Annotated in this window: 13 protein-coding genes; 12 read left to right on the top strand and 1 reads right to left on the bottom strand. The window is 54.5% G+C overall.

Translation table 11 applies throughout. From position 1 onward, the window contains the following. The first annotated feature begins 13 nt into the window (after positions 1-13). The 8 genes from JM93_RS15930 to JM93_RS15895 all read left to right on the top strand — a co-directional run bounded on the left by JM93_RS15930 (position 14) and on the right by JM93_RS15895 (position 6279). Positions 14-946, top strand: coding sequence for an electron transfer flavoprotein subunit alpha/FixB family protein (locus JM93_RS15930; RefSeq protein WP_145345455.1), 933 nt, complete (start codon positions 14-16; stop codon positions 944-946). Positions 947-1085: 139 nt separating this feature from the next. After that, on the top strand, positions 1086-1967 hold the full coding sequence (locus tag JM93_RS15925; protein ID WP_145345453.1) for a 3-hydroxybutyryl-CoA dehydrogenase: 882 nt from the start codon (positions 1086-1088) through the stop codon (positions 1965-1967). Between the two features lie 11 nt (positions 1968-1978). After that, positions 1979-3472: a class I adenylate-forming enzyme family protein gene (locus JM93_RS15920; RefSeq protein ID WP_145345451.1), complete on the top strand. Its 1494-nt coding sequence runs from the start codon at positions 1979-1981 to the stop codon at positions 3470-3472. Positions 3473-3523: 51 nt separating this feature from the next. Continuing rightward, the gene (locus tag JM93_RS15915; protein ID WP_145345449.1) at positions 3524-3730 is read left to right on the top strand and encodes a hypothetical protein; all 207 of its coding nucleotides are present in this window, start codon (positions 3524-3526) and stop codon (positions 3728-3730) included. Positions 3731-3936: 206 nt separating this feature from the next. Further along, positions 3937-4197: a hypothetical protein gene (locus JM93_RS15910; RefSeq protein ID WP_145345447.1), complete on the top strand. Its 261-nt coding sequence runs from the start codon at positions 3937-3939 to the stop codon at positions 4195-4197. 41 nt (positions 4198-4238) lie between these two features. Further along, on the top strand, positions 4239-4448 hold the full coding sequence (locus tag JM93_RS15905; protein ID WP_145345445.1) for a hypothetical protein: 210 nt from the start codon (positions 4239-4241) through the stop codon (positions 4446-4448). Positions 4449-4625: 177 nt separating this feature from the next. Continuing rightward, a complete protein-coding gene (locus JM93_RS15900) occupies positions 4626-5363 on the top strand; it encodes a substrate-binding periplasmic protein (RefSeq protein ID WP_145345443.1) in 738 nt (245 codons plus the stop codon). Between the two features lie 181 nt (positions 5364-5544). Beyond that, a complete protein-coding gene (locus JM93_RS15895) occupies positions 5545-6279 on the top strand; it encodes a substrate-binding periplasmic protein (protein WP_145345441.1) in 735 nt (244 codons plus the stop codon). Between the two features lies 1 nt (position 6280). Here JM93_RS15895 and tlpA read toward each other — a convergent pair whose 3' ends face one another. Beyond that, positions 6281-6946: a thiol:disulfide interchange protein TlpA gene (gene tlpA / locus JM93_RS15890; protein WP_145345439.1), complete on the bottom strand. Its 666-nt coding sequence runs from the start codon at positions 6944-6946 to the stop codon at positions 6281-6283. Between the two features lie 39 nt (positions 6947-6985). Between tlpA and argH the strand changes: the two genes are divergently transcribed. From argH to JM93_RS15870, 4 genes are all read left to right on the top strand, one after another. Continuing rightward, positions 6986-8371, top strand: coding sequence for an argininosuccinate lyase (argH, locus tag JM93_RS15885; protein WP_145345437.1), 1386 nt, complete (start codon positions 6986-6988; stop codon positions 8369-8371). Positions 8372-8462: 91 nt separating this feature from the next. Continuing rightward, entirely contained in the window at positions 8463-8708 is a 246-nt protein-coding gene (gene lptM, locus JM93_RS15880) for an LPS translocon maturation chaperone LptM (RefSeq protein ID WP_145345435.1), read from the top strand. Between the two features lie 44 nt (positions 8709-8752). Next, on the top strand, positions 8753-10027 hold the full coding sequence (gene lysA / locus JM93_RS15875) for a diaminopimelate decarboxylase (RefSeq protein WP_145345433.1): 1275 nt from the start codon (positions 8753-8755) through the stop codon (positions 10025-10027). 138 nt (positions 10028-10165) lie between these two features. Beyond that, complete coding sequence (locus tag JM93_RS15870; RefSeq protein ID WP_145345431.1) at positions 10166-12697, top strand: TIGR02302 family protein; 2532 nt, start codon at positions 10166-10168, stop codon at positions 12695-12697. The last annotated feature ends 42 nt before the right edge of the window (positions 12698-12739 follow it).

Genomic DNA, 12739 nt, shown 5'->3' with positions numbered 1-12739 from the left:
GAGGAAACCCAATATGACAACTCTTCTTTTGGCGGAACATGGCGGCGGCGCACTGAACGATGCGACAGCTAAAGCCTTGACTGCAGCGGCCGCTCTCGGCGGCGACGTTCATGTGTTGGTGGCCGGAAAGGATGTGAAATCCGTGGCCGATGAAGCTGCAAAGCTTTCCGGCGTCTCCAAGGTTCTGGTCATTGATAGCGACGCTGCCGCACATCAACTCGCTGAACCGATGGCAGATTTGATCGTCGGTATGGCCGCTGACTACGATGCGTTTGTAGCGCCAGCCACCGCAAGCGGCAAAAACATCATGCCGCGCGTCGCTGCTCTGCTTGATGTTATGCAGCTGTCCGACATTACTGCGGTCATCGACGCCGAAACCTTCGAGCGTCCGATTTATGCCGGCAACGCTATTCAGACCGTCAAGTCCGGGGATGCCAAGAAAGTCATCACCGTGCGGACAGCAAGCTTCTCTGCTGCGAGCGACGGCGGATCCGCTGATGTGGTGGATGTGGCTGAAGCAGGTGCCTCGGACCTGTCAAGTTTTGTCGGCGAAGAGCTTTCTAAGTCCGATCGCCCTGAACTCACATCGGCAAAAATCATAATTTCCGGTGGCCGGGCTCTTGGTTCTGAAGAAAAGTTTCAAGAGGTGATTATGCCGGTAGCCGATGCGCTTGGGGCTGCTGTGGGCGCGTCACGGGCCGCTGTTGATGCAGGCTACGCGCCGAATGACTGGCAGGTTGGTCAGACAGGTAAGGTGGTCGCGCCCGATCTGTACATCGCCTGCGGGATTTCGGGGGCGATCCAGCATTTGGCTGGGATGAAAGACTCGAAGGTGATCGTTGCGATTAACAAGGACGAAGAAGCGCCAATTTTCCAGGTTGCCGACTACGGGCTTGTAGCCGATTTGTTTGATGTGCTGCCGGAATTCAAGGCCGCTGTCGAATAAGCGCAACTTTTGAATGATAAAAAACCCCAAGGCGATGTGAGCTTTTCGCCTTGGGGTTCTTGCTGTTTGAGCCGGGACTTGCCAAAAATAGCCCGGCATATCAGCCGGTGGGGCTGTGACTCTAGGATCGGATTGGAACATGGTGGTCGAAATCAAAAAAGTCGGCGTTATCGGCGCAGGTCAAATGGGCAGCGGAATTGCTCATGTATGCGCGCTCGCAGGTTTCGACGTTTCGCTAAGCGATATCTCAATAGACCGGATCGAGTCTGGATTGGCCTCCATAAACGGGAATATGGCTAAGCAGGTCCAAAAAGAAATCATCACAGAAGATGCGCGCAAAGCCGCCCTGGACCGCATTTCCCCCGCTGCAGATCTGGATCTGCTGGCTGATACCGATCTCGTGATTGAATCCGCCATTGAGAACGAACAAGTGAAGCGGAAAATCTTCGCGCAGCTGTGCCCTCTCCTAAAGCCGGAAGCGATCCTGGCTACCAACACATCGTCGATTTCAATTACCCGCCTTGCAGCCACGACAGATCGGCCAGAGCGGTTTATCGGGATTCATTTTATGAATCCTGTGCCACTTATGGAGCTGGTTGAACTTGTTCGCGGAATCGCAACTGCAGACTCTACGTTCGAAGTGTCTCAGGCGTTTGTGGATCGGCTTGGAAAACAAACTGCCGTTGCCGAAGATTTCCCGGCTTTCATGGTCAATCGGATCTTGCTTCCTATGATCAATGAAGCGATCTACACGCTGTATGAAGGTGTGGGTTCGGTTGAATCCATCGACAAAGCTATGAAGCTTGGCGCAAATCATCCGATGGGCCCTCTCCAGCTTGCTGATTTTATCGGCTTGGATACGTGTTTGTCGATTATGCAGGTGCTTTACGAAGGTCTTGCGGACACCAAATACCGTCCTTGCCCTTTGCTCGTGAAATACGTGGAAGCCGGTTGGCTTGGCCGAAAAACTCAGCGCGGATTTTATGACTACCGCGGCGACACGCCGGTGCCGACCCGGTAATATCCGGCCTTATGAACCTTGCACGATATTGCCTGACCAACGCTGCGCCTGACAGTGATGCGGTGGCTCTTGAGGTGGTTGGGCCCGGTGGGACAGCCCTTGAGTACTGGACCTACCGGGCTGTCGAGGACGCGGTGCTGTCGATTGCCAGTGGCCTCCGTGGCTTCGGCCTTAGCCAGGGTGACAGGGTATTGCTGCGCCTCGGCCACACTGTCGAGTTCCCGCTCCTTTTCTTCGGTGCGATTGCCGGCGGCTGCGTCCCTGTTCCGACATCGGAAATGCTGACGGGACCGGAGGCGACATCTATCCTTGAGGATAGTGGAGCAGCCCTTGTGCTACATGATGGCCGCACACCGTTGCCGGCACATGCGCCTGCGTTTTTTGGCCCAGAAGAGATTGGGCAGCTCATGAACGCGCCGAAAGGCAACTACGCATCTACTGATGCGGATGATCCGGCATTTTTGATTTATACATCCGGCACAAGCGGCACGCCCAAAGGGGTTTTACATGCGCAGCGTTCTGGTGCCGCACGTCGCCCCATGTATCGCGATTGGTGCGATTTAAGATCCTCCGACAGGCTCTTGCACGCGGGTGCGTTCAACTGGACGTATACACTTGGGGCTGGACTGATGGATCCTTGGGCAAATGGCGCCACCAGTGTCGTGTATTCTGGTCCGCGAGACCCTCACATCTGGCCGGACCTGCTGTCGCGAACGCGGGCGACCCTGTTCGCTGCCGTGCCAAGCCTGTATCGCCGTATTCTAAAATATGGTCACGTTACGCAGCAGTCCTTTCCAAACCTAAGGCATGGCCTTACAGCAGGTGAAGTGTTGCCGGCGTCTTTGTATCGGGAATGGACAAGCCGCACGGGGCGGCAGCTCTATGAGGCGCTCGGAATGAGCGAGATTTCAACTTACATCTCTTCGGGCCCGTCGGTGCCGGTAAAACCGGGTTCGCCTGGAAAACCGCAAACCGGGCGAAAAGTTGCTGTTCTAACGGAAAATGTCAGCGAGGCAGGGTTGGCGCCTGTTGGTGAACCTGGATTGCTTGCGGTTCACCGGTCTGAACCTGGGCTAATGCTGTCTTATTGGAATAGGCCAGAGGAAACTGCAAAGGCTTTTCGTGGCGATTGGTTCCTCACCGGCGACCGTGCGCGCATAGATCAAGACGGATACGTCTGGTACGAGGGACGCGGAGACGATCTCATGAATGCGTTCGGATATCGTGTGGCGCCCGAAGAGGTAGAAAGCGTTCTTTTGGATCATCCCGCTATACAGGAGGTGGCAGTAACTGAGACCAAATCAGGCACAGGTGTCAGCCTGATTACAGCCTTTGTTGTGCCGACCAATCCTGATGGGTTTGATAACGACGACGTGGCCAAATATGTTGCGGCCCATTTAGCCGAATACAAACGTCCCAAGATCTATCATCAGATCCCAAGCCTTCCAAGAACCTCAAGTGGAAAGTTAAAGAGAACAGACTTACAGCTGTTTGTACCACCTTAACGCGGTTTTAACGCCGGCAGCCGAAAGTACTTGATCGTCGGGGGTGTGTTTATGGATAGCGTTGGAATCGCATCAACATTTGCAATAACAAGCCAGGCCCAAACAGGATTGGCATTGCAAGCAAAGTTCGCAAAGATGTCGCAGGTGCAAGATGCAAATCTGATTGCCATGCTGCAAGAGGGTGCAGATAGCCTGCAAGCCGTGTCGCAAGCTACTGTGGAGGTAGGAATAGGCGCGAAACTCGACATAACTGCCTGATATTATTTCTCATTCTCTAGTATCGTATTTGATAGCCAGGTTCCTGTATTCCGGAATTTGGGTACTCATTAAAATTTTAGTAAAATTACAACTGCTTAGGAAAGTAATTGCGAACTCTATAAGCAGAAGAAACGCTCTATTAACTTTTCCTTGTCTTGAGACTGATTACATGATGGAGTATTAGAAACCGAGACACGGAGTTTCTAGTGCCTGAAGTAAGTGGATATCGAAGTTCTCAGGCATTGGCTTCCTCGCCTACTTTGCGGGAAACGCAGAAAGTGGTTGACCAGCTCAGAGAACTTGACGCGAAGCAGGAAGTTGCTGTTGCCCAAACAGTCCAGCGGCAAGCTGACTTAAGCAGTAACCGCGCTGAGCAATTGGCGCGACAGGTCGAGCAGATTGAGCGCCGGGTTGAAGCCCGAGACATTGATCCTGGGCTTGGTGGGCGCTTCGACATCACAGTTTAAATGCAAAAGACAAACTGGTCATTGCAGTAGGAGTTCGGAACATGGCAAGCGTTTCAGACAGCACAAGTTCGGCAGCCTTTAGCGCCGCGAATGTGCGGAGCGAGCTGGCGACAAACGCAATCCGAGACAACAACGAGCAAGAGCGTCAAACTGCGGAACGTCTCGAAGAAGCAGATGCAACCGAGCAGCAGCAAGAACGCGAAAATCGTCAGATCCCTGGCCTCGGCAACGCCGTCGACATCACGGTCTGATTTCAGGCTGGACGAGACGGTCTTACAGGATTCGAACGGGTGCCGGTCAGGACAGACTGGCGCCCGTTCCCGTTTGGCGCAGCCCTAATGCGACCAGTTCCGTCTGGCTGACCTCCAGCCCGACTGCTTCACCGTAGAGATTGGTTAGATTGTTCAACTTCGCAGAAGGATGAGACAATGACACGTTTTTTGGCCATGATAGCGGCATTGTGCATGATGAGCATGCCCGCTTCGTCCAACACGCTCACGCTCACCGGTGACGATGCATATCCGCCCTACTCAAGCGCAAATCTGCCTGGACAAGGCTTTTTGAACGTCCTTGTGGCTGAAATCTTCAAGGAAGCCGGATATGAGCCGGATATCGAACTTTTGCCATGGAGCCGGGCTCTGGCGGCAACCGAAAGCGCGGACAAGGATGTCCTCATCGGCGCGTTTTACACAGAGGATCGCGCCAAGATTTACGAGTATTCGGAGCCGTTTTATTCCGCAGAGACGATTTTGCTGGCGAAATCCGATTACCCAGTGTCCGACTACTCTGATTTTTCGGATCTGTCCGGCGCGAAGGTCGGGATCATCCAGGACAATGCCTATCCGGGTGGAATCCTTGACGCCGATCTCGATTTCGAAGCTGTCACGGATTTCACCTTGAACCTCCGCAAACTTGATGGTGGCCGGATTGATCTGGTCGTAGATCTCACCGAGCGCCTTAGGTATGCTGCTGAGAAGTCCGGGCTTGATTGGTCGCAGTTCAAGGCGCTGGAGCCAGCTCTTGGGGCGGGTGTCATGCACATCACGGTGTCGAAAGCCCATCCTGATGCTGAGGAAATCATTTCGCGGTTCAATGAGGCGCTTGCAAGCATGCGCGAATCCGGCCGATATGATGAGGTTCTTACGGAAACCGGGTACGGGCAGTGATGGGCAGGCTTAGACTGCAGATGAGAATGGCGAAGCGGTCCACCGCTTCGCTGGTGCACAGGCTTCTCGCGTTCGAGTGGTTGGATTGGATAGTGGCCCCCCGCATTGTGATCACAAACATTAGGCCCTTGGTCCAACCCGACGCTTCCCAGGGTCAGACGATAAAAAGGGCGGTCTGAAGATGAAATTGGTCTACCTGGCGCTGTTTGGTCTGGTGATAGTGGCCAATCCGGCCCATAGCCAACCAATTGTGCTTGCGACCGACGAGAACTACGCTCCTTACTCCATGCCCGACCTCCCCGGGGGTGGTATTTTGAATGTTCTGGTTTCCAGGGTGCTTGAAGAAGCCGGGTACGAGCCCATCATCCGGCACCTGCCATGGAGCCGTGCGCTTTCTGACACGGAAAACTTGAAAACCGACGCGGTTATTGGCGCCTATTTCACCCCCGAACGGGCGAAAATATTCGACTACTCCGAGCCCTTTTTTTCTGCCGACATGGTTCTGCTTGCCCGGCAAGACTTTCCTCTTAAAACCGTCGGGAGTTTGTCGGACCTGAAGGGTTTTCGGATCGGTATTGTTCAGGACAACGCATACCCGGGAGGGCTCTTAGAGGCGGACTTAAACTTCAATGAAGTTCCGGATCACCGCCTGAACCTGCGGATGCTGGCGCTTGGGCGCGCTGATGTCGTTGCGGATCTACGGGAGCGGCTACGTCATTCGGCGCGTCAGGATGGGTACAACTGGTCGGATTTCAAGGTCCTCGAGCCACGGCTTGGCACCGGAATCATGCATATCGCAGTTTCAAAACGGCATCCGCAAAGCGAAGAGATCCGAACCCGGTTTAATGCTGCGTTCAAGACGTTCACAGAATCTGGCGCCTATGATGAGCTCATGCATCAAGCCGGGTTCGACTAGATCAGCTGCCCGCTTTTGGTGCCATCGCGGCGCGGATGAGGTTGACTGCATCGCTGTCTGCCCATTCCGCAGGGCCGTACATCGTGCCGATTTCGCAACCCTCGGGCCCTATGAGGATTGTTGTTGGAAGGCCGGTAGCACGCGCTTTCGCGCGCAGATCCTGCAGCAAGCGGTTAGATGAGTCGTGATAATATCCGAGCCTGCTCACGCCGATTTCTTGAAGAAAGGCTTTGGGTTTCTCGGGTCCGCCCCGATCCAGGTTCACCGCGACGACTTCGAACTCTTCGCTACCAAGATCTGCTTGAAGTTTATCGAGCGCCGGCATCTCCTTTCGGCACGGCGCACACCAGGTTGCCCAGAGATTGAGTAACACCGTTTTACCCGCAAAATCTGACATCTTCAGCAATTCGTCATGGGGACCGAGAAACGCGATTTCCGATAGACCGAGTGGTTTTTGAGCCGGAAGGAAAGCGGCCACCTCCCCTGTCGCAAATGGTTTGGCTGCTGCAGCAGCCTGGAGCGCGATCTTGCATGATTCGCCGTTCGCTGTGTTGCCATTCGGCCCGGCGATCACGTATACCGCCGCGAGAGCAGCAACGGCACCGGCTAGGCCTGCGGCAAACACACCGCGTCTTGAGCTTGGTCCGGAGTCGGTGGGCTTCGTCATTTTTTACCTCGTAAGGGGTTGCCTTTTAAGGGACAGGGCATGAGCAATCGCATGTGGGGCGGTCGGTTCGCCGAAGGGCCAGACGCCATCATGGAGGAAATCAATGCCTCCATCGACTACGACCGCAAGATATATAAGCAAGACATAGATGGCTCGAAAGCCCATGTGCGCATGCTTGCCGATAGAAACATTGTTACATCGGACGATGCCGACAAGATTGTTCAAGGTCTAGACACGATCCTGTCAGAAATAGACAGCGGGAATTTTAAATTTTCCCGTGCGCTTGAAGACATTCACATGAACATCGAGGCGCGTCTCGCCGAGCTGATTGGCCCTGCAGCCGGACGTCTCCATACCGCGCGCTCACGCAATGATCAGGTCGCTACGGATTTCCGGCTGTGGGTACGCGAAACGCTGGATACGCTCGACCTGCAGCTTGCAGAGCTTATGAGTGCTTTGGCTGAAAAGGCGGAAGCCTATGCTGGGGATGTCATGCCGGGTTTCACGCACTTGCAGTCCGCCCAACCTGTGACATTCGGACATCACTTGCTTGCTTACGTCGAAATGTTTGCTCGGGATCGCGGGCGTGTACGCGACGCACGCAAGCGCATGAACGAATGCCCTTTGGGATCTGCAGCGCTTGCCGGGACATCTTTTCCGATCGACAGGAAAATGACTGCTGAAGCCCTTGGATTTGATCGGCCGACGGCAAACTCGCTTGACGGAGTTTCGGATCGGGACTTCGTGATAGAGGCACTGGCCGCAGCTTCGTTGACAGCCATGCATTTGTCGCGCCTAGCGGAGGAGATTGTTGTCTGGTGCTCGGCGCAATTCGGATTTGTGAAGCTGTCGGACAAGTTTTCAACTGGTTCTTCCATCATGCCACAAAAGAAAAACCCGGACGCTGCCGAATTGGTGCGAGCAAAAACCGGGCGTATCTACGGTTCCCTTCAAGCGCTTCTGGTGATGATGAAAGGCCTGCCGCTCGCCTATTCAAAGGACATGCAGGAAGACAAAGAACAGGCCTTTGATGGACTTGCAAGCACTTCGCTTGCTCTTGCTGCTATGACCGGCATGGTCAAAGATCTCGAACCCGTAACAAAGGCGATGAAGAAGGCTGCAGGTTCCGGCTATTCTACCGCGACGGATCTTGCCGATTGGTTGGTTCGTGTTCTCGGCATGCCGTTCCGCGACGCTCACCATGTGACCGGCGCGATTGTGGCTATCGCCGTTGATAGGGGTATTGAGCTGCACAAGGTTTCACTTGCGGAAATGCAGGACGTGGAGCCAAAGATCACCCAGGAGGTTTTCTCAGTGTTATCCGTGGACAAGTCGGTCCGCAGCCGGACGAGTTACGGCGGGACCTCGCCTGTTAGTGTCCGCAAGCAGGCCAGGCGCTGGCTCAAAGAACTGTCGAAAATCTAAAGCGCCTTTCATTGAAAAACAGTCCGCCTTGCGCCTGTCCCGGTCTCATGCGAGGAAAGGTGGAGCGAGTGTCGGAGTTAAAGGACCTGAAATGGCATCGAAAGGCATGTTGAAACATTCTGTCCTTATCGGGCTGGCGGTTGCACTTTTGCTCGGAGGCTGCGGACGGCGCGGTTCTTTGGAGCAGCCTCCGCAAGCCGGTGCTGTGGCGGACCCTTCAGCATCCGCGGGTTTTTCTGCCGACTTTGACGGTGGCGACAATACTGTCGGCACCGGACGCGGTGTGGAGCAACCGGAACCAATTTCCGAGCGTTTTCCGCTCGACTTCCTAATTTGAGGTCGAATTCGGAAATCTCAATTTAAGCTAAAGGCAGACTGTCAGTGCACCACTTTGACTATCGAAACGGCACCCTTTATGCCGAGGACGTGCCGGTGAAGCAGATTGCCGACGCTGTCGGGACGCCGTTCTATTGTTATTCCACTGCGACCCTAAGGCGGCACTATCAGGTCTTTACTTCCGCATTCGATGATATTCCATCGCTCGTCTGCTACGCAGTAAAAGCCAACTCCAATCAAGCTGTTCTGGCGACCCTTGCCGAGCTCGGCGCCGGTATGGACGTGGTCTCCGAAGGTGAGCTACGAAGAGCGCGTTTGGCGGGGGTTCCAGCAAACAAGATTTTGTTTTCCGGTGTCGGAAAAACTGCTGCCGAACAGGCTTATGCGCTCGACGAAGACATTTTGTGTTTCAATGTTGAGTCTGAACCGGAGCTGCACCAGCTGTCCCGGGTCGCGCAGCAGAAAGGAAAAACGGCTAAAATATCCTTGCGCATCAATCCGGATGTGGATGCAAAGACGCACGCGAAAATCTCCACTGGTAAAGCCGAAAACAAATTCGGCATTCCCTGGCAAAAAGCTGAGGCGGTATATGCAATCGCTGCGAAGCTTCCCGGTATCGCAGTCAGCGGCATAGATATGCACATTGGGTCGCAGATCACAGAACTTCAGCCCTTCGATGATGCTTTCGCCCGGCTCGGGGAACTCATTGACCGCCTTCGCGCCCAAGGACATGCGATTGATCATATAGACCTGGGCGGAGGCCTCGGCATTCCTTATGTGAAAGACAACGACCCGCCTCCTCATCCAGATGCTTATGCCGAAGTTGTCAAGAAACATGTTCAAAAACTCGACTGCCGGATCATGTTCGAACCTGGGCGGCTCATCGCTGGCAATGCCGGGATCTTGGTCACCAAGGTCATTTATGTAAAAGGTGGCGAGGACAAAACGTTCTTGATTGTCGATGCAGCGATGAATGACCTCATCCGGCCAACGCTCTACGAGGCCCATCACGAAATTCGTCTGGTTGATGAACACGATCCTTCCAAAAACGAAATTGTTTGCGATGTGGTTGGTCCTGTCTGTGAAACAGGCGACTACTTGGCTCTATCCCGGCGCATCCCCGCGGCAGACCAAGGTGATATGTTGGCTATTTTCTCAGCGGGTGCCTATGGCGCGGTGCAATCCGGAACCTACAACACACGGCTTCTCATCCCTGAAGTCCTTGTAAACGGGTCAGAATTTGCTGTGGTTCGGCCGAGAACAAGTTTTGAAGATCTGATCGGGCTGGATGTATTGCCATCCTGGCTCAACAAGGCGTGATAAGATCCTTGCGGACTTAGTTGTTTCGACAGGTTGCCGAGTTGGTATTTCTGCCTCAGTTTAGGAATAGGAAATGACCTATCCATCCGGAATACGCGACTTAACGTGTTATTCTGGCAAGCGAGCAGAGGCGAAACCTTGGACCGCAACGAGACACACCAAAACGGTCATCCGCAAGAGGATACGCGCAAAAAGCTAGAAGCGCTGGCAGGGCGAAGCAGCCTGATCCTATTCTTGGAGGACCTGTGGCGGGCGCTTATGCCGGTGCTCACAGTCCTTGCCTTTTTTGTTGGTGTTTCGTGGTTGGGCCTTTGGATCGCACTTCCGGCATGGCTTCGAGTAGTCGGGCTGATTGCCTTCGCAGCCTTTTTGCTTTGGTCTGCCAGGGGTCTCTATCATCTGCAATGGCCATCACGCCAAAAAGCCCTTGCGCGGATCGAGGCGATCTCCGGAACAAAACACCGACCTTTGACGGCATTGGCCGACGACTTGTCAAATGCTTCGGACGATGAATCTACGAGGGCGCTGTGGCAACTGCACCTTAAGCGCATGGCCAAAGCCGTAGCAGGCATGCGAACAGGTTCTCCAGATCCGCGTGCATACCGTCAGGACCCCTATGCATTTAGATTGATTGCGGTGTTTCTAGTAATCGTTGGTTTTTTTTCGACCGGTGCGGACCGATGGTCCAGGCTTACATCAGCTTTCCAGTCACCGGTTGATGTAACTGAAATTGCCAACCGACTTGATGCATGGGTCACCCCGCCGCTCTACACCAATGAGCCGCCTGTTTATCTGACCGGCGAGAGCGCGGCGCTGCGCGACAAAAGCCTGCCTGTGAGGGTGCCGGAGGGATCCGTTCTGGTGGTTAGATCGCAGGGCAATGATGGATTGACTTTGGAACTCGAGTCCAAATCCGACGAAGTGCCGGAAGTCATTGAACCTGATGGCGATGCCGCAGAGCAATCGGCGGGTTTGCCGAATGAGTTCAAGGTTGCATTAGAACAATCTTCGATCATTAGTCTCAAAAAAGACGCTGTGATCGTTGAGCAGTTTCGCTTTGAAGTTGTCCCAGACGATGCACCAGAAATACGGCTTACCGACGATCCAGAAGAGCAACTCAGCGGAGCGCTCAAATTTTCCTACCTTGTGAAGGATGATTACGGGGTGGTTGCCGCTGAGGCGCGCATTGCGCCCGTCCGTAGTGCACCGGCGCTCACTCAGGCACCGCGACCACTCGTTGGGGCTCCGCAATTTCCTTTGTCACTTCCACCTCGCGCTGGGACTGCAAAAACGGGCGAAACGATCCGTGATTTGACTTCACATCCCTGGGCCGGGTCCGAAGTTGACCTTTATCTGACCGCGCGGGACGAGGCCGGCCAGGAAGGTTATTCGCCTGCATATCAGTTCACACTGCCTCAACGTCTTTTCCGGAAGCCCCTGGCACGCGCTATTGTCGAGCAAAGACGTGATCTTGCCTTGGACGCCAACAACCAAGGGCGAACGATAACGGCAATGGATGCCTTGCTTATCGCGCCGGAGGTTTTTGAGATCGAGACCCGCACCTATCTGGGCATGCGCTTTGCCTATAAGGAGCTAGTGCGGGCTCAAACCGACGAAAAACTCAAAGCACTTCTGCCTTTGCTTTGGGATTTGGCGCTAACGATCGAAGATGGTGATTTGTCAGTAGCAGAACGCGCATTGCGGGAAGCACAAGAAGCCCTCAGACGGGCGCTTGAAAACGGCGCCAGTGACGAGGAAATCGCGGAGCTTACACAGCAACTTCGCGAGGCGTTGAACAATTACATGCAAGCTCTGGCGGAACAGATGCGCCAGAACCCACAGGCCATGCAGCCGTTCAATTCCAACCAGCAAAATCTCAGTCAGCAAGACCTTTCGGAGATGCTCAACCGAATTGAAGAGCTTGCCCGCACGGGGTCACGGGATGCTGCGCGCGAATTGCTGGCCCAGATGCAGCAGATGCTCGAAAATCTCCAAGCCGGCCGCCCGCAAATGATGCCAGATGGCATGACCAGCGAAATGATGCAGATGCTCGATGAGCTGGGTCGTATGATCCAGGAACAACAGCAGCTCATGGACCAAACCCATCAGTTCAACAATCAGCAAGGCCAACAGGGCCAGCAACAGCAGCCGGGTCAGCAAGGGCAAGGCCAGCAAATGACCCAGGAGCAATTGCAACAAATGCTTGATCAGCTTCAGCAGGGGCAAGGCGATCTCGCGCAACAGCTGCAACAGTTGATGGAACAGCTTGGCCAAAACGGAATGGGTCAAAACGAGGCCTTGGGAGAGGCTGGAGAGTCCATGGGGCAAGCTCAACAATCGCTGGGCGAGGGCCAAGGTCAGCAAGCATTGGGGCAACAAGGCAGTGCACTAGATGCGTTGCGGCGTGGCGCCCAAGGCATGGCTGAGCAGATGATGGGCCAAGGAGAAGGGCCCGGCATGGCAAACGGTCGATCGCCTATGGACGAAGACCCTTTAGGCCGTCCTCGCAGGACTGAAGGCCCTGATTTTGGAAACCGTGTTCAGGTGCCAGATGAAATCGATGTTCAACGGGCCCGGCGGATCTTGGAAGAATTGCGCCGCCGGTTCTCCGATCCGTCCCGGCCTCAGCTGGAACTAGATTATCTCGAGCGGCTCTTGAACCGCTATTGACAACAAAAGCCCGGCGCGTTGCGCCGGGCTTTTTCTGGCCGT

This window comes from Roseibium hamelinense, assembly GCF_007830545.1.
In the GTDB taxonomy this organism is placed as follows: domain Bacteria; phylum Pseudomonadota; class Alphaproteobacteria; order Rhizobiales; family Stappiaceae; genus Roseibium; species Roseibium hamelinense.
Note: the sequence above shows the minus strand (reverse complement) of the source record. Positions and strands in the feature narration are given on the sequence as shown.

Coding starts and splice junctions, on each gene's coding strand:
- JM93_RS15930 (WP_145345455.1), top strand. CDS start 14: ATGACAACTCTTCTTTTGGCGGAACATGGCGGCGGCGCACTGAACGAT.
- JM93_RS15925 (WP_145345453.1), top strand. CDS start 1,086: ATGGTGGTCGAAATCAAAAAAGTCGGCGTTATCGGCGCAGGTCAAATG.
- JM93_RS15920 (WP_145345451.1), top strand. CDS start 1,979: ATGAACCTTGCACGATATTGCCTGACCAACGCTGCGCCTGACAGTGAT.
- JM93_RS15915 (WP_145345449.1), top strand. CDS start 3,524: ATGGATAGCGTTGGAATCGCATCAACATTTGCAATAACAAGCCAGGCC.
- JM93_RS15905 (WP_145345445.1), top strand. CDS start 4,239: ATGGCAAGCGTTTCAGACAGCACAAGTTCGGCAGCCTTTAGCGCCGCG.
- JM93_RS15900 (WP_145345443.1), top strand. CDS start 4,626: ATGACACGTTTTTTGGCCATGATAGCGGCATTGTGCATGATGAGCATG.
- JM93_RS15895 (WP_145345441.1), top strand. CDS start 5,545: ATGAAATTGGTCTACCTGGCGCTGTTTGGTCTGGTGATAGTGGCCAAT.
- tlpA (WP_145345439.1), bottom strand. CDS start 6,946: ATGACGAAGCCCACCGACTCCGGACCAAGCTCAAGACGCGGTGTGTTT.
- argH (WP_145345437.1), top strand. CDS start 6,986: ATGAGCAATCGCATGTGGGGCGGTCGGTTCGCCGAAGGGCCAGACGCC.
- lptM (WP_145345435.1), top strand. CDS start 8,463: ATGGCATCGAAAGGCATGTTGAAACATTCTGTCCTTATCGGGCTGGCG.